The organism is Thermaerobacillus caldiproteolyticus (genome assembly GCF_013761245.1).
GTDB classification, from domain to species: Bacteria; Bacillota; Bacilli; order Bacillales; family Anoxybacillaceae; genus Thermaerobacillus; species Thermaerobacillus caldiproteolyticus.
The window spans coordinates 219,543-234,388 of sequence record NZ_JACDUT010000003.1; the positions used below are offsets into that span (position 1 = coordinate 219,543).

The 14,846-nt window shown below is 42.2% G+C and carries 17 protein-coding genes; 12 read left to right on the top strand and 5 right to left on the bottom strand.

Translation table 11 applies throughout. The features are described 5' to 3' along the window. Nucleotides 1–14 precede the first annotated feature (14 nt). The 6 genes from HNR31_RS06415 to HNR31_RS06440 all read left to right on the top strand — a co-directional run bounded on the left by HNR31_RS06415 (nucleotide 15) and on the right by HNR31_RS06440 (nucleotide 5,668). A complete protein-coding gene (locus HNR31_RS06415; protein ID WP_181555433.1) occupies nucleotides 15–986 on the top strand; it encodes a carbohydrate ABC transporter permease in 972 nt (323 codons plus the stop codon). Next, a complete protein-coding gene (locus HNR31_RS06420; RefSeq protein ID WP_181555434.1) occupies nucleotides 986–1,807 on the top strand; it encodes a carbohydrate ABC transporter permease in 822 nt (273 codons plus the stop codon). Before HNR31_RS06415 ends, HNR31_RS06420 begins: the two co-directional genes overlap by 1 nt. A 58-nt stretch (nucleotides 1,808–1,865) precedes the next feature. Further along, nucleotides 1,866–2,744 carry an ROK family protein gene (locus HNR31_RS06425; protein ID WP_309505634.1) on the top strand — a complete coding sequence of 293 codons (879 nt, stop codon included), beginning with the start codon at nucleotides 1,866–1,868 and terminating at the stop codon, nucleotides 2,742–2,744. Nucleotides 2,745–2,957: 213 nt separating this feature from the next. Then, nucleotides 2,958–3,119: a hypothetical protein gene (locus tag HNR31_RS06430; RefSeq protein WP_181555436.1), complete on the top strand. Its 162-nt coding sequence runs from the start codon at nucleotides 2,958–2,960 to the stop codon at nucleotides 3,117–3,119. Nucleotides 3,120–3,131: 12 nt separating this feature from the next. Next, nucleotides 3,132–4,052 carry a TetR/AcrR family transcriptional regulator gene (locus HNR31_RS06435; protein ID WP_181555437.1) on the top strand — a complete coding sequence of 307 codons (921 nt, stop codon included), beginning with the start codon at nucleotides 3,132–3,134 and terminating at the stop codon, nucleotides 4,050–4,052. Nucleotides 4,053–4,063: 11 nt separating this feature from the next. Beyond that, complete coding sequence (locus tag HNR31_RS06440) at nucleotides 4,064–5,668, top strand: MDR family MFS transporter (protein WP_306465180.1); 1,605 nt, start codon at nucleotides 4,064–4,066, stop codon at nucleotides 5,666–5,668. A 53-nt stretch (nucleotides 5,669–5,721) separates the two neighbouring features. Here the strand turns inward: HNR31_RS06440 and HNR31_RS06445 are convergent, their stop codons facing one another. The 3 genes from HNR31_RS06445 to HNR31_RS06455 all read right to left on the bottom strand — a co-directional run bounded on the left by HNR31_RS06445 (nucleotide 5,722) and on the right by HNR31_RS06455 (nucleotide 8,538). Further along, nucleotides 5,722–6,057: a DUF779 domain-containing protein gene (locus HNR31_RS06445; protein ID WP_181555438.1), complete on the bottom strand. Its 336-nt coding sequence runs from the start codon at nucleotides 6,055–6,057 to the stop codon at nucleotides 5,722–5,724. A gap of 63 nt (nucleotides 6,058–6,120) precedes the next feature. Beyond that, nucleotides 6,121–7,641 (bottom strand): aldehyde dehydrogenase, encoded by a 1,521-nt coding sequence (gene adh / locus HNR31_RS06450; protein ID WP_181555439.1) that lies wholly within the window; start codon nucleotides 7,639–7,641, stop codon nucleotides 6,121–6,123. Nucleotides 7,642–7,968: 327 nt separating this feature from the next. Further along, nucleotides 7,969–8,538, bottom strand: a complete 570-nt coding sequence (locus HNR31_RS06455) for a hypothetical protein (protein WP_181555440.1) — start codon at nucleotides 8,536–8,538, stop codon at nucleotides 7,969–7,971. Between the two features lie 246 nt (nucleotides 8,539–8,784). Here HNR31_RS06455 and HNR31_RS06460 point away from each other — a divergent pair, with 246 nt between their 5' ends. The 4 genes from HNR31_RS06460 to HNR31_RS06475 all read left to right on the top strand — a co-directional run bounded on the left by HNR31_RS06460 (nucleotide 8,785) and on the right by HNR31_RS06475 (nucleotide 12,383). After that, entirely contained in the window at nucleotides 8,785–9,219 is a 435-nt protein-coding gene (locus HNR31_RS06460) for a DUF1284 domain-containing protein (RefSeq protein WP_181555441.1), read from the top strand. Nucleotides 9,220–9,351: 132 nt separating this feature from the next. After that, the gene (locus HNR31_RS06465) at nucleotides 9,352–10,722 is read left to right on the top strand and encodes an aspartate kinase (protein ID WP_181555442.1); all 1,371 of its coding nucleotides are present in this window, start codon (nucleotides 9,352–9,354) and stop codon (nucleotides 10,720–10,722) included. Nucleotides 10,723–10,811: 89 nt separating this feature from the next. Then, on the top strand, nucleotides 10,812–11,777 hold the full coding sequence (locus HNR31_RS06470; protein WP_181555443.1) for a processed acidic surface protein: 966 nt from the start codon (nucleotides 10,812–10,814) through the stop codon (nucleotides 11,775–11,777). A 6-nt stretch (nucleotides 11,778–11,783) separates the two neighbouring features. Then, nucleotides 11,784–12,383 carry a class D sortase gene (locus HNR31_RS06475; RefSeq protein WP_373367421.1) on the top strand — a complete coding sequence of 200 codons (600 nt, stop codon included), beginning with the start codon at nucleotides 11,784–11,786 and terminating at the stop codon, nucleotides 12,381–12,383. A gap of 60 nt (nucleotides 12,384–12,443) precedes the next feature. Here HNR31_RS06475 and HNR31_RS06480 read toward each other — a convergent pair whose 3' ends face one another. Then, on the bottom strand, nucleotides 12,444–12,896 hold the full coding sequence (locus tag HNR31_RS06480; RefSeq protein ID WP_181555444.1) for a YwpF-like family protein: 453 nt from the start codon (nucleotides 12,894–12,896) through the stop codon (nucleotides 12,444–12,446). A gap of 255 nt (nucleotides 12,897–13,151) precedes the next feature. Between HNR31_RS06480 and ssb the strand changes: the two genes are divergently transcribed. Continuing rightward, nucleotides 13,152–13,496, top strand: a complete 345-nt coding sequence (ssb, locus tag HNR31_RS06485) for a single-stranded DNA-binding protein (protein WP_181555541.1) — start codon at nucleotides 13,152–13,154, stop codon at nucleotides 13,494–13,496. 182 nt (nucleotides 13,497–13,678) lie between these two features. Here the strand turns inward: ssb and HNR31_RS06490 are convergent, their stop codons facing one another. Beyond that, nucleotides 13,679–14,089, bottom strand: coding sequence for a helix-turn-helix domain-containing protein (locus HNR31_RS06490; RefSeq protein ID WP_181555445.1), 411 nt, complete (start codon nucleotides 14,087–14,089; stop codon nucleotides 13,679–13,681). A 215-nt stretch (nucleotides 14,090–14,304) separates the two neighbouring features. On the opposite strand from HNR31_RS06490, the gene HNR31_RS06495 reads away from it, so the two are divergent. Further along, entirely contained in the window at nucleotides 14,305–14,796 is a 492-nt protein-coding gene (locus HNR31_RS06495) for a hypothetical protein (RefSeq protein WP_181555542.1), read from the top strand. Nucleotides 14,797–14,846 lie beyond the last annotated feature (50 nt).

Genomic DNA, 14,846 nt, shown 5'->3' on the forward strand with positions numbered 1-14,846 from the left:
GGGGGATTGATTTTATGGAAACGGTGAAAGTAACGGCGGAAACGAAAGCTACAGTTGTACCGGCAACGCGAAAAAAGCGGAAGTTGACAGCTGATCATTGGTTTGCTTTTTCATTTTTATTGCCATCCATTGTACTTATATTTATTTTCGTATATGGGTTTATCGGTTGGACTGGTTATGTATCGCTAAGCAGCTGGAATTCGCTTGTGCCTGATTTTTCGTTTGCAGGATTGAAAAACTATGCGTATTTATTCAGCGATTTTCGCTTTCAAGCCGATTTGCGCAATACTCTTGTGTTTACCATCCTGTTTATCAGTGTTGTCATTATACTCGGTCAGTTTTTAGCGATTTTGCTTGATCAAAAATTGCGCGGCGAATCGATTTTCCGCAACATTTTCTTTTTCCCGATGGCATTATCTTTTGTTGTCACTGGGGTTGTTTGGCAGTGGCTCTTAAACCCGTCAACAGGCATAAACTTATTTTTAAAGAAAATCGGATTCGAATCGAAATGGTATACAGATACGAATATTTTGGCCAGTCTCCATTGGGGAAAAATCGAGTTCGGTGTGCCGGTCGCGATGATTGCCGTTGTCATTGCAGCCGTATGGCAAATGACCGGTTTTGCGGTAGCGATGTATTTAGCAGGGCTGCGCGCAATCCCTGATGAAGTGAGAGAAGCTGCTCGCATGGACGGAGCAACGGAGTTTCAAATTTATCGAAAAATTATTATTCCGCTCCTGCGGCCGATCACGGTGAGTGTCATCATTATTATGGCTCATATTTCATTGAAAATTTTTGATCTCATTTATGCGATGACAGGACCGGGCGCGAATTTTGTAACGGACGTACCTGGGGTGTATATGTTTGAAACAACGTTCCGCGGTAACTACTATGCAAACGGAGCAGCAATTGCGATCATTATGCTTCTTTCTGTTGCGCTTTTTATCGTTCCGTACTTGATTTCGAGTCGAAAGGGTGAGTCGTGATGAAAAAAAGAACGATGTCACAGGCGGTGCTTTATGTCATTTGTATCATTGCCAGTTTATTTTTCCTGATGCCGGTATACGTCATGCTTGTGACGAGTGTAAAACCGCTGGATGAAGTGACATTAGCGGATATGTGGAAGCTTCCGACGACGTTTGATTTCAGCAGCTACACGACCGCCTTTGCGAAGCTTGCACCAAACTTTCTCAACTCGCTTTATTTAGTTGTGCCGGCGACGCTTTTATCGGCGTTGCTTGGGTCGTTAAATGGCTATGTTCTGTCGAAATGGAGGTTTAAAGGGGCAGACACGATTTTCACGTTAATTTTGTTCGGAATGTTTATTCCATACCAAAGTATTTTAATTCCCTTGATTCAATTTTTGCGGGAGATTGGCCTATATAACACGATTTCGGGTCTTGTATTCGTGCATGTCGTGTACGGAATCCCGATTACGACGTTAATGTTTCGCAATTTCTATGCAGCGATTCCTGATGAAATGATTGAATCTGCCAAAATTGACGGGGCAGGATTTCTACGCATTTTCCGCTATATTATGATTCCGCTTTCTTTAACTGGATTTGTTGTTGTGGCCATTTGGCAATTTACGAACATATGGAATGAGTTTTTATTTGCGGTAACGATTACGACTTCCGCCCAGCAGCCGATTATGGTGGCATTGCAAAATTTGTCGGGAAGCCAAATTGTGCAATGGAACGTGCAAATGGCAGGAGCTCTTTTAGCGGCATTGCCGACGTTGCTCGTCTATATTTTTCTCGGTAAATACTTCGTTCGCGGCTTATTAGCCGGATCGGTTAAAGGTTAATATACCAATATATGTTAAAATAATGAACGTAGAAAATGAAGGAAGCGGGGCGAAGAACGTGTATCTTGGAGCGATTGAAGCAGGCGGCACGAAATTTGTTTGCGCCGTTGGCGACCGTAACGGAAACGTACGTGAACGGGTGACGTTCCCGACAACGACGCCAGAGGAAACGATGCGTCATGTCATTGACTTTTTTCGGCAGTATGATTTATCGGCGCTTGGAATCGGTTCATTTGGACCGGTTGATTTGAACCGAAACAGTGCGACATATGGCTATATTACAAGTACGCCGAAACAAAAGTGGGCGAATTTTAATTTCGTTGGCGAGATGAAACGGCATCTCAACGTTCCGATCGGATTTGATACCGATGTCAATGCGGCGGCCCTCGGTGAACATTTATGGGGAGCGGCTCAAGGGTTAGATAGCTGCATTTATATCACCGTTGGAACGGGAATTGGTGTTGGTGCGATTGTCGAAAATCAGCTTTTACACGGCCTGACGCATCCGGAGATGGGGCATATTCTTATTCGTCGCCACCCAGATGATCCATTTCCTGGGAACTGTCCATTCCATGGTGATTGTTTAGAAGGAATGGCGTCCGGTCCCGCTATTGAAAAGCGTTGGGGGAAAAAGGGAGCGGAATTAGCAGGCCGCACCGAAGTATGGGAGTTGGAAGCGTTTTATTTAGCCCAATCCATCGCCAACTATATCCTCATTCTATCACCAGAAAAAATTATTATTGGCGGTGGTGTTATGAAGCAGGAACAGTTATTGCCGAACATTCGCCGCCATGTCATCGACTTTCTCCATGGATATGTGCAACATGAAACGATTTTGCAGCATATAGATGAGTATATCGTCTCGCCGGGATTAGGGGATAACGCTGGCATTTGCGGAGCGCTTGCATTAGCAATACAGGCGCTTGATAAGCAGTAGGAAACGAAATTACGACCATTCGTTGCGTAATGACACGTAACGGAAGTGGTCGTTTTTTATGAAAACGCTTTGACTAATTGGTCAGTATATTTTTTGAACATCATTCATAAATTTGTTTATAAAAATGTTGATAAAAATTGAACGTGAGTTTATAATAGTTTTGACCAATCGGTCATAAAATTCCGTTTATCGGATGAATAGGAGTGCGTGCCAATGGGGAAGCGTACAAAACAAAAGCATTATGAACGATTGATTGAGGAATTGCGAAAGTGCGGAGTGCATGCGGAAATTGCAAAGCCACGTGCGGAGCTCTCGGTATACAAACGTTCATCCACAAAAATAGAACTGTCTGCTCAGGAAGTTTCATCAGTATAGGAGATGGAAGGGATGGCGAATGAGCGCAGAACCCAATTTATCGAAACGGCAATGAAGTTATTTGCAGAAAAAGGCTATCATTCCACATCGATTCAAGACATTGTCGAGGCGTGGGGCATTTCGAAAGGGGCTTTTTACCATCATTTTTCATCGAAAGAAGATTTAATGCTTTCTATTGTGAAGCATCATTTTGAAATGCTGCATTCTGCATTTATGAATGTCAAGCAAGAGAATGAGTCCGAAAAAGAAATGTTAGTGAAGCAAATTACGCTTCAATTTGAGGGTATGCATTCGCATAAACATAAAGAATTTGTGCAAATGATGATGGCGGAGCAACTTCCGAAAATTAGCCACGACATTCATCAATATTTATTCAAGCAACGCGTTCGAATATTTAATTGGTATTGTCAACGACTAATAGAAGTATACGGTGAAAAAGTGGAGCACTATGTGTTTGATGTAGTGACGATGCTAATCGGAATGATTCGAGAATATATATTTTATATTTTGTTCAATCCAAATATGTTACAATTACGTTCCGAGGAAATCGCTCGTTTTATTGTGCGTCGGCTCGATGCGATTGTGGATAGTTTTGAGCCGCATGAATCGCCGCTTTTAAAAAAAGAAATGATCTGTTATTTTACTGAAATCGAAGAGCGGGAACGGCGTGAACGAAAAAAACAAATCGTCGCTCACATTGCGCGTCTAAAGGAAACATTATCATCGATTTCGTTGGACAAAAAAACTCACCATCAGCTTCACTCCGCTTTAGACACGTTAGAAGCGGAACTGACAAACGAACAATCAGCTCCAAGGGAATATGTCGTGAAAGGAATATTGTTATATATCGAAAGCCAAAAAATACAACCGTTATCGAACGATTTGGCTTCATTAACAGAGATTGTTCATGAGTATATCACAAATGATAGATAGGAGACGAGAAGATGACAGAAGTAAATGCGTTGGAAATGCAACCAAGTATGATTAAACATCGCAACATTTTAATTACCGGATTAATTATTGCCATGTTATTTGGCGCTTTAGATGGGACGATTGTTGGAACAGCTATGCCACGGATCGTTGGCGAGCTGGGCGGATTAAGTTTGATGACATGGTTGACGACGGCTTACATGTTAACATCGACAACAGTTGTGCCGATTGCCGGGAAGTTGGCAGATTTATTAGGGAGAAAAGTCGTTTATGTTTCCGGCTTAGTCATTTTTATGATTGGTTCTGCTCTTTGCGGAATGGCGAATAATATGACGGAGCTCATTATCTACCGCGGTCTGCAAGGCATTGGCGGAGGCATTATGATGCCGATGGCGATGATTATTATCGGTGATTTGTTTACCGGAAAAGAGCGCGCCAAGTGGCAAGGGGTTTTTGGAGGGCTTTACGGTCTTGCTTCTGTGTTAGGTCCACAAATTGGTGGATGGATTGTCGACCATTTAAATTGGAAATGGGTATTTTACATTAACCTTCCTGTTGGAATTTTAGCGACGATTTTTATTGCGATGGGATTAAGCAAGCATCAGGCGAAAGGCCCTGTTAAATTTGATATAGCTGGAATGTTCACCATGGTGGTTGGTGTGGTCAGCTTGCTTTTAGCCCTTACGTTTGGCGGCGATAAGTACGCTTGGACGTCATGGCAAATCATTAGCTTGTTCGCTGTCGCTATCTTATTCTTAGCACTCTTCGCTTGGGTTGAATCAAAGGCAGAAGAACCGATATTACCAGTTCATTTCTTCAAAAATCGAACGTTTACGGTGTTAAACGGCATTGGCTTTTTAATGAGTATTGGCATGTTTGGTGCTATTATGTTTGTTCCGTTATTTATGCAAGGGGTCGTCGGCGTGAGTGCGACGCAATCCGGAACGATTATGACACCGATGATGATTACGATGATCATTGGCAGCATCATTGGCGGACGAATCGTTTATAAGATAGGTGTTAAGTCGCAATTGATTATCGGCATGTTGATTATGGCGCTTGGGTTCGGTTTATTAGGAACGATGGATATGGAAACGACGAAATGGACGGCAACATTCTACATGATTGTTCTAGGTCTCGGAGTCGGTTTAGTTATGCCGATTCTTACGTTAGCGCTACAAGAAAGTTTTCCGAAGTCTGAACTCGGTGTTGTCACTTCTTCAAGCCAATTTTTCCGTTCCATTGGCGGAACGTTCGGGATGACGATTTTAGGGGCAGTTATGAACCATCGATCAAGTAATTTACTAGAGGATCGTTTAATGCCGGTGTTACAATCGCTCCCAGCACAAGCAAAAGGAATGGCCAATCAGTTTGCTCATATGATTCACGATGATCCACAAGGATTATATTCTGCTTTGCTTAGCCCTGAAGCATTAGCAAAAATGCCGCCACAATTTAAGGAGATGCTTATTCCGATTTTAAAACATTCGCTCGTTGACTCTCTTCATTCGGTCTTTATGGTTGGGCTTGTGTTTGTGATCTGCGGTGTCGTGTTCGTGTTTGCATTGCGGAAAATCAAGCTTACCGATCAACGGCGTGCGGAGAAAGCGGCAAGTTAAACGGGGGAGTATAAAAGGGGTTCACTTCCATACGGAACGTGAACCCCTTTCGATTACTCAAATACTTTTGACCGGGTAAGGAAACGGACTCCCTCTGGCCCTTCCAGCGAGAACATCCCGCCGCGGCCGGGAACAACATCAATAATAAGTTGTGTATGTTTCCAATACTCGTATTGGGCCGCTGCGATATAAAATGGGCAGCCGCCAATTTCTCCAAGGAGCACATCGGAGTCACCGATGATTAAATCCCCTTGTGGATAGCACATGGGTGAGCTTCCATCACAACAACCGCCGGATTGGTGAAACATTAGCGGCCCGTATTTGGCTTTCAATTTTTCTATCAACTGTAACGCGGCTTCGGTCGCAATGACTTTCTTTTGTTCGCTCAAAGCAATTCCCCCTTTATAAAACAGGCAGCGTGCTTTTTCGCTCGCTGCCTGTGAATTTATGGATTAAAAGAAGCCGAGTTTTTTTGGAGAATAGCTAACAAGCAAGTTCTTCGTTTGCTGGTAATGTTCAAGCATCATTTTATGTGTTTCGCGGCCGATTCCGGACAGTTTATAACCGCCGAATGCCGCATGGGCAGGATACGCATGATAGCAGTTTGTCCAGACGCGTCCCGCTTGAATGCCGCGACCGAAACGGTAAGCGGTATTAATATCGCGCGTCCATACACCAGCGCCTAATCCATATAATGTTTCATTAGCGATCGCTAACGCCTCATCTTTGTCTTTAAACGTTGTGACAGAGACGACTGGCCCGAAAATTTCCTCTTGGAAAATACGCATTTTATTATGACCTTTAAATACTGTCGGTTTTACATAATAGCCGCCGTTTAAGTCTCCTTCGAGGAAATTGCGCTCGCCGCCGATGAGTAGTTCTGCTCCTTCTTGTTTACCGATATCAATGTAAGATAAAATTTTTTCCAATTGTTCAGAGGAAGCTTGTGCGCCAATCATCGTTTCCGTATCTAATGGATTGCCTTGTTTAATTTGTTTCACACGCTCTAACGCCCGTTCTATAAATTTTTCGTAAATCGATTCTTGAATGAGGGCACGGGAAGGGCATGTACATACTTCACCTTGGTTTAAAGCGAACATTGTAAAACCTTCAAGGGCTTTATCAAAAAATTCATCATCTTTTTCCGCCACGTCTTCGAAGAAAATGTTTGGTGATTTTCCGCCAAGCTCTAATGTAACTGGAATAATGTTTTGAGATGCGTATTGCATAATTAATCGTCCTGTAGTTGTTTCGCCAGTGAAAGCAATTTTAGAGATGCGACTGTTTGAAGCAAGCGGTTTTCCGGCTTCGAGGCCAAATCCATTAACAATATTGATGACACCAGGAGGAACGAGGTCTTGAATTAATTCTATTAAAACAAGGATTGATGTTGGTGTTTGTTCTGCAGGTTTTAAGACGACACAGTTTCCAGCCGCTAACGCTGGAGCGAGTTTCCATGCCGCCATTAAAATCGGGAAGTTCCAAGGAATAATTTGTCCGACAACACCGAGTGGCTCTTTAAAGTGGTAAGCAACGGTATCATGATCGATTTCTGCTAAAGTGCCTTCTTCAGCGCGAATGCAACCGGCGAAATAGCGGAAATGATCGATCGCGAGTGGAATGTCAGCAGCTAGTGTCTCACGAACCGGTTTCCCGTTTTCCCATGTTTCTGCGACTGCTAGCATTTCCAAGTTTTCTTCCATGCGATCGGCAATTTTGTTTAAAATGCGGGCCCGTTCTGCTGCGGAAGTGCGTCCCCAAGCATCTTTTGCTGCATGAGCTGCGTCTAACGCAAGTTCGATGTCAGCCGCTTTGGAGCGCGGTACTTCGCAGTAAACCTGCCCCGTCACAGGAGAAATGTTTTCGAAATACTCTCCATCAACCGGTGGGACCCATTTGCCGCCAATGAAATTTTCATAACGTTTTTTGAAAGTGACAAGTGAGCCAGGCTGTCCAGGCTGAGCATAAATCATTCCAATTCCCCCTTTGTTTTCATTCGTATGCGCTTGTTTGTAAACGCATACAGTTATTTTGTGAAAAATTTCTCACAATTCTGATATTAACATGGTATGATGTTTTTGTCAAAATAAAACTATTAATCTATGCCCGCGAATTTATTATACTCATCGCTTTGGTTATATATGCTATCGATTTTTGATGTTGCTCTATAAAAACGTGCAAGTAGAAGCGAACTTGAAAGAATGAAAAAAGTAATTGCAGTCAGAGTTTTTTAAAGGAATCGTAGAGCATTTTCTGTGATTACGCAAATTGGGGATAGGCAGACTATCTCCATTTTCTCGTTAATACTCAAGATCAAGCCCATCTAACAACATGCTAGCATAGACACCTGTTAAGTGATGAAATGCTTCAAGTACATCGCGCGGATCCGCGGCGAAAAATCCTTTCATCATCTCTTGGTTACTTTTATGAATAAAACTAAGAATAAAATCAGTTTTAATACGATTGGCGACAAGAATGGCGCAATAGGAGCGCTCAAGTTGCTGTTTACGTTCAGTTTCATCGCTGATTTGAGCAAAATGCGTATTGTATTGCTCGGTGATTTCTGCAAGTCGTTCATGAATGCGCGTTTGTGCTTCCTTCATCATTGCTTCGACTGCCGCCGCAGAAGGAAAGGACTTTTTTGTTAAAATCACGTCTAACACTTGTTGGAGCGCATAGGTTGATTCGGTTGCAAATGCGATGTTTGCTAGCAATAGTTGGAGATATTCATCGTCATGTTCTGCCTGAACGCGCATTTTCATAATGACTTCTGTGACGTCGGAATGGACTTTTTCTTTTGTCCACTGGCTAGTAAGCTGGTCAAGCAAAACAGATAATACTTGTGCAACCTCTTCTTTTGTGATTTTCATTGTGTTTAGTCCCTTTCTTTCTCGAATTCGTATGCCATGTTACATTTAGAATGCCATTTTTAGTCGCCATAAGTCAACGGCAAGATACAATGTATAGTCTCTTATCCCATTTTTTACAGTTGTAGGAATGAACACTCATCCGTTAAGATGGAAATAAATAATCGCTAAATATTTCGGCTTTTCTTATGAATTAACTGCTTATTGCGTTTTTCTTGAAATGTATAAAAGGAAGAGGAGAGAAAAAGAGTGAAACCATTGCGGTTAAGGGGACATCATTTATTGTGTGTACATGGGTTTCGGGGAATGGGCTACAGTCCGTCATTTGTAGAAAAAATGTGGGAGATTGTTAAAGATATCCGCAACGAAGAAAAAGATTTCCCGATTCAAGTGGTGGTGGCGCTTGATGATGCCTGTTTTACATGCCCGCACCACGGCGAATCGACATGTCAAGCCGATCCAAATTCGAATGAACATGTGACATCCATGGATCGAAGAGTGATTGAACACCTTGGAATTGAAGAAAATGGGGTGTATTTAAAATCGGAGCTTGTGCAATTAACAGCGCGTAAAGTTCGTCCCGATGATTTAGAGCATTTATGTGCGAATTGTTCATGGCTTCCGTATGGGGTATGTAAAGAAGGCATCGCCAATGTCCGTAGTGGAAACGTGGCTCAACAATAGAAGCAGGCTTGGACGATCGTAACAGTGCTGGGATTTGTCAGAATTCATAAAAAATAATTGCTTCCTCTTTGATAAAAGTGTGGTATCATAACAAGATATAAAATGATTTTTCAAGAGAAAGGGTTATGGACCATGAAAGTAGCGAAATTCGGGGGAAGCTCTGTGGCAAGCGCTGAGCAGTTTCGAAAAGTGGCTGATATCGTATGTTCTGATGTGGAGCGCCGCATTATTGTCGTTTCTGCGCCGGGAAAACGGTATAAGGGCGACGTGAAAATCACAGATTTATTAATTCAGCTAGCGGATGCCGCGATACATGATGAACCGTATGACAGTGTCCTAGAAGCAATCGTAAAACGTTATGAAGAGATTGCGAGAGGTCTTGAGCTGTCTGTTTCGTCGCTCATTTCGCACATCGCGGATGATTTGCAACAAAAAATTGATACATACCGAGACGCCCCTGATCGGCTTATGGATGCCATAAAGGCAAGCGGAGAAGACCATAATGCTAGATTGATGGCGTTTTATCTCTATAGTTTAGGATTAGAGGCTCATTATGTAAGCCCGCGTGAAGCGGGAATTTTCGTGACCGATGAGCCGGGCAATGCGCAAATTTTACCAGAGTCATATGAAAAACTAAAAGATTTACGGAAACGACATGGGGTGTTAGTAATCCCGGGATTTTTCGGCTATTCCTTAACCGGTCATATCGTGACATTCCCGCGCGGCGGTTCGGATATTACCGGTTCGATTGTTGCCGCCGGAGTAGGAGCAGACGTCTATGAAAACTTTACCGATGTTGACTCGATCTACTGCGTGAACCCGGCCATTGTAGATCATCCACGTCAGTTGAAAGAACTGACATATCGGGAAATGCGGGAACTCTCGTATTCGGGCTTTTCCGTGTTTCATGATGAAGCGTTAGAGCCTGTCTATAAGGCTGGGATTCCTGTATGTGTCAAAAATACAAATAATCCAGCAGCACCGGGAACATGGATTGTCGCAGAGAGAAACCATAACGATGAACCGGTTGCCGGTATTGCTAGCGATGTCGGTTTTTGCAGTATTAACATTAGCAAATATTTAATGAACAGAGAAATTGGCTTTGGGCGAAAACTGCTGCAAATTTTAGAAGACGAAGGGATTTCTTATGAACATGTCCCATCAGGAATTGATAATATGTCTGTTATTTTGCGAGCGAACCAATTAGAAGGGGAAAAAGAGAAGCGCATTCTCGACCGCATTCAAACCGAGCTTCAAGTAGATGAAGTCCACATTGAACACGGGTTAGCCCTTGTTATGGTCGTCGGTGAAGGAATGGAGCGAACCGTCGGGGTAGCGGCGAAAGCGACAGCGGCATTTGCTGAAGCGAACATTAATATTGAAATGATTAATCAAGGATCTTCCGAAGTGAGCATGATGTTTGGCGTGAAAGAAGAAGTTGTCAAGGAAGCTGTTCGTGCATTGTATGAAGCATACTTTTCATCTCACATCCACTCTCTGTAAAAAGAGAGTGGATGTATTTTTTATACATAAGAACATGACAGTCGGAAAATACTACCATTGTATGAATTTTGACAATGGAGGAAATTGCGATGAAAAAACTTCTTTTCGTTGCTGTCATCTGCCTATTTTTGAATACGATAAATGTTGATGATCGTGCATTTGCCCAAATTAATGAAAAAGAGCTCCAGCAATATGTCAGCAGTTTCGGCTGGACGATAGAAGATTTACAGCATTACTTGGCCGACTACGACATGACGATCAACGATTTTGCAACATTAGAAAAGCTAAAAGAACGGCTTGGAACACCGATTACAGAAGAAAACTTAAATGAACTGCTTATGCGGTACAACCTCACACAGGAAGAACTAGAGGCGTTGCTTGGACAGTTCGGTGAAACCGTTCAAGACTATACATTTATTAAAGATTTAGATACGGCTGTTGATTTTTACTTACATCATGACAAAGAAATGCAAGAAATTAATGATATGCTTGCATCCATTGGATTCACAGAACAGGAAGTGAATCGGTTATTTGAACATATTATGTCGCTTGATGAAAGAGCGCTTGTTCAGCGATTAGAAGGAGTGGATGCGCGCCTTGAACCGTTTCTTCATATCGATGATCCAACGAAATTAACAGACGCGCAGCAAGAAGAATTGATATCCATTTGGGAAACTTTATTGTCGGCGCTCGAGATTCAACCGAAGTTTTATTTAGTCAAACATGGACAAAAACAAAAAGTATCGTCCCGACAATTGATGGCGATGAACACGCTTGGCGGGCGAGATTTGCTTGTAGAGCTATACAACAATCAAGGTGAACGATTAGTCGATCTGCAATTATCAGAGAATATGTTAACGTCCGATTACATTCTTCATGCGGGAGAAAGCTTCGTTCATGCCGGAGAAATGGCGGCAAAAATGAAAGAGAAAATGCAAGGAGAGAAAATGCCAAATACCGCTTCGCCTTATGTGACAAATACTCTTATTGGGTTACTTCTTATGTTGCTGGGTGCTTTTGTTTATTGGAGAACACGTGAAAAGGCAATGGAGTGAGAGGGAATGTCTCAGACGTGTCGCCATTGGAAAACTGTGTTGCGATATAGCGCGTTTGTTTTCATGATGCTTGGCCTTGCCGTGATGTTATGGAACGGGTATTCATTTTGGCAAGGATATCGTGCCGTTACACCATTAAAGGAAGCAGACAAACAATCATCCAAACGGCTTACCCGGGCACAAGAAACGCTTGTACCACCTAAGCTCGGGGAGCAAATGGGAACATTGCTCATTCCGAAGCTGCACATTTCGTTACCGATTTATCATGGGACGGACGAACAAGAGCTACGAAAAGGTGTCGGCCATTATCCGAAAAGCGCATTGCCGGGCCAACCGAATAATGTTGTGCTGTCAGGACATCGCGATACCGTTTTTCGTCAGTTAGGGCAAGTCGGACTTCACGATGAACTCATTGTCAAAACATCTACAGGCGAATTTGTATACCGGGTCAAAAAGGTGCGGATTGTCGATGAAAGTGACCGCACCGTCATCGTGGAAAAGCCACGTCCCACTTTAACGGTGACGACCTGTTATCCGTTTGATTTTATCGGGAATGCGAAACAACGGTATGTTCTTATTGCTCAGTTCGTGAAAAAACGGACGTAACAGCATTCACCTGTAACGAGCCATGATAAAAAAGCTGACTCATCAAGGGCTAGAAGAGAATCAGCCCTTTGTTGAGTCAGCTTTTGTTGGTTCTTTTACACCGCGCCGTTCATGAAGTTGATGCTTAAATTCTCGCAAAAGCGCTTCTCCTTGGAGACCCTTTTCTACGAGGCCGGCGAGCACGACTTCAGCTAAATCCGTTTTATTGCGGATTAACAGGCCATCCATCAGAACGCTAATATGTTCATTTAGCGAAGTGATCGAACGTATGGTAGCGATCATGTTCGCGGGGTCGTTGCTTTTATTGGAAATCGTGACTTGGAGACGGAATTCGTCTTTTTCCTTTTGCAGCTCAGAAAAAAAATGTTCGTATTCTTTATCTAAATATGTTTCAATTAACCAGTGATTTTTCCCGTCTTCTTTATTAATAACAAGCCCATCAATGAGCGAAACCTCTTCTCGATGCAAATCATCGTAAACGACGGAGAGCCCTACAAGCTTAAAGGTCTTCATCCCATCACCTCGTCAATGTTGTCTTACGAAAAATTATAACATATCCACTTTGTGAAGGGGAAATAGGCAAAAATTTTATAGTGAGGTACAAAAATTGAATTTTTATGTCACATTTTCTCTTTTATTGTCAAAAAATGCTTATAGATAGTGAAAACATTGATGGGGAAAATTAAAAAATCGTAATTTTACGAAAAATAGTTTGTTGATTATGATAAAGGTGCAGACGGTGGTAGGAAGGGAGAGATGCAACTGACAATGATCAACCACGTTGTTCTTGTCGGGCGTTTAACAAAAGACCCCGAACTTCGCTATACTGCCGATGGTTCGGCGGTAGCCAACGTCACATTGGCGGTAAGCCGCAATTTTCGCAATGCGGAAGGGGTGATTGATACCGATTTTGTCCATTGTACGCTTTGGAGAAAAATCGCCGAAAACACAGCCAATTATTGTCGGAAAGGTTCGATTATTGGAGTGATGGGTCGAATTCAAACAAGGAATTACGAGAAGTCAGATGGACAACGCGTCTATGTAACCGAAGTCGTTGCTGAATCCGTCCGATTTATGGGTGGACAACCACAGCAATGGCTCGGACATTCATAATTAACTCCCTCATTGATTCTTCCTCTATGTTTCCTTTCCTAATTTTCCCCCTATATAGAGAAACTAGCCTCAATATTCCCTCTTACATTGTGCCAACAGACATTCGTTGGCGCATTTTTTATTATTTATCAAATAGACACGTGAGGTGACGATGCCTATTGCTCTTCTCTCATGAGGGGAGGCTATTCAATGGCCCGCGAAAATTCTTTTACTAGTGTAGCGATAATGGCTTCGATATGTTTGCGTTTTTTTGTCGGTAATTGTACTAGTGAATAAATTGCTTTTTCCATTTCGGGATTTTGTTTTAAATAAGCGATAATATCAAGCATCGTTTCATCGATACGGTCGGTTTGATAAAGGCGGTTGACTTCTCGTAGTAGCTCTTTTTTATTTGTTTGTCTTCCTATTAAAAAGTCTATGCTGACTCCATAGAGGTTGCTTAGCTTTTCTAACGATTGCACATCCGGTAACAACTCTCCGTTTTCCCATTTGCTAATTTGTGAGCGTGATATATTGAGGCGTTGGGCCAATTCTTCTTGCGTCCAATTTTGCTGTTTTCGTAAGTATTTTAATTGCTCGCCTAATCTTTTCATATTCTTCACCACAGCTCTATCAAAAATGAATCAATATATTAAAGATAGGAGATTGTGGAGAAGAAGTTCGTTCTGTTTTAGAACATATTATTATTTGTTGCGAAAAAGGTCGTTAAACTATCTTTTGCTAGTGCTCTACAGCTTTTTCCCGAACAAAGATTCTGTTAGAATATACAATAAATGGATAAATATTGACTTGGATGAAAAAGCGAGGGATTTGTGTGAATATTTATCTTGCAGATTTAATTGTGAGCGAGCGGAAAGTGGAGAAGCGCAAAATAGGCACATACAGCATCTTTGTGAAGGAGATGAAAAACCCGTTTTCGGTGCGGTTGAAAACGATTGCTCCGACGAACTTTGCTGATTCGTTACGGTTTTTAAAAAGCGAGGAAACACATGACCGCTTTTTAGACGAAGAAATGTGGTTTCGCACAATTAAATGCCAAGAGAATGCGCAACTGTATTTTGTCTTCAAATCCGTTGATCAACTCTATATGTTTGTTATCAAGCTTGATTTGAAAAAACGGCATTTCGAAATTACGTCTTATGAATGGAATCAGCTTCAACAAAAATATCTCCGCTTACATACGAACGAACTTCTCACAATTGAAAAACAGCTCATCTACTACATTCTCCAGTCGCTTTATATTTACGAAAATAAGCGAGTATCCTACCTTTTTGTTTCCCCTGTAAAGAAAAAACAATAAAAAGGGCTATCTCATTGCGGAGATAACCCCAACATATTTTAACGATGTTG

Bases quoted from the DNA above. Each gene is read 5' to 3' on its own strand.
- HNR31_RS06465 (WP_181555442.1), top strand. From the start codon at position 9,352: ATGAAAGTAGCGAAATTCGGGGGAAGCTCTGTGGCAAGCGCTGAGCAG.
- HNR31_RS06440 (WP_306465180.1), top strand. From the start codon at position 4,064: ATGACAGAAGTAAATGCGTTGGAAATGCAACCAAGTATGATTAAACAT.
- HNR31_RS06435 (WP_181555437.1), top strand. From the start codon at position 3,132: ATGGCGAATGAGCGCAGAACCCAATTTATCGAAACGGCAATGAAGTTA.
- HNR31_RS06415 (WP_181555433.1), top strand. From the start codon at position 15: ATGGAAACGGTGAAAGTAACGGCGGAAACGAAAGCTACAGTTGTACCG.
- adh (WP_181555439.1), bottom strand. From the start codon at position 7,641: ATGATTTATGCTCAGCCTGGACAGCCTGGCTCACTTGTCACTTTCAAA.
- ssb (WP_181555541.1), top strand. From the start codon at position 13,152: ATGATCAACCACGTTGTTCTTGTCGGGCGTTTAACAAAAGACCCCGAA.
- HNR31_RS06470 (WP_181555443.1), top strand. From the start codon at position 10,812: ATGAAAAAACTTCTTTTCGTTGCTGTCATCTGCCTATTTTTGAATACG.
- HNR31_RS06420 (WP_181555434.1), top strand. From the start codon at position 986: ATGAAAAAAAGAACGATGTCACAGGCGGTGCTTTATGTCATTTGTATC.
- HNR31_RS06475 (WP_373367421.1), top strand. From the start codon at position 11,784: ATGTCTCAGACGTGTCGCCATTGGAAAACTGTGTTGCGATATAGCGCG.
- HNR31_RS06480 (WP_181555444.1), bottom strand. From the start codon at position 12,896: ATGAAGACCTTTAAGCTTGTAGGGCTCTCCGTCGTTTACGATGATTTG.
- HNR31_RS06430 (WP_181555436.1), top strand. From the start codon at position 2,958: ATGGGGAAGCGTACAAAACAAAAGCATTATGAACGATTGATTGAGGAA.
- HNR31_RS06490 (WP_181555445.1), bottom strand. From the start codon at position 14,089: ATGAAAAGATTAGGCGAGCAATTAAAATACTTACGAAAACAGCAAAAT.
- HNR31_RS06455 (WP_181555440.1), bottom strand. From the start codon at position 8,538: ATGAAAATCACAAAAGAAGAGGTTGCACAAGTATTATCTGTTTTGCTT.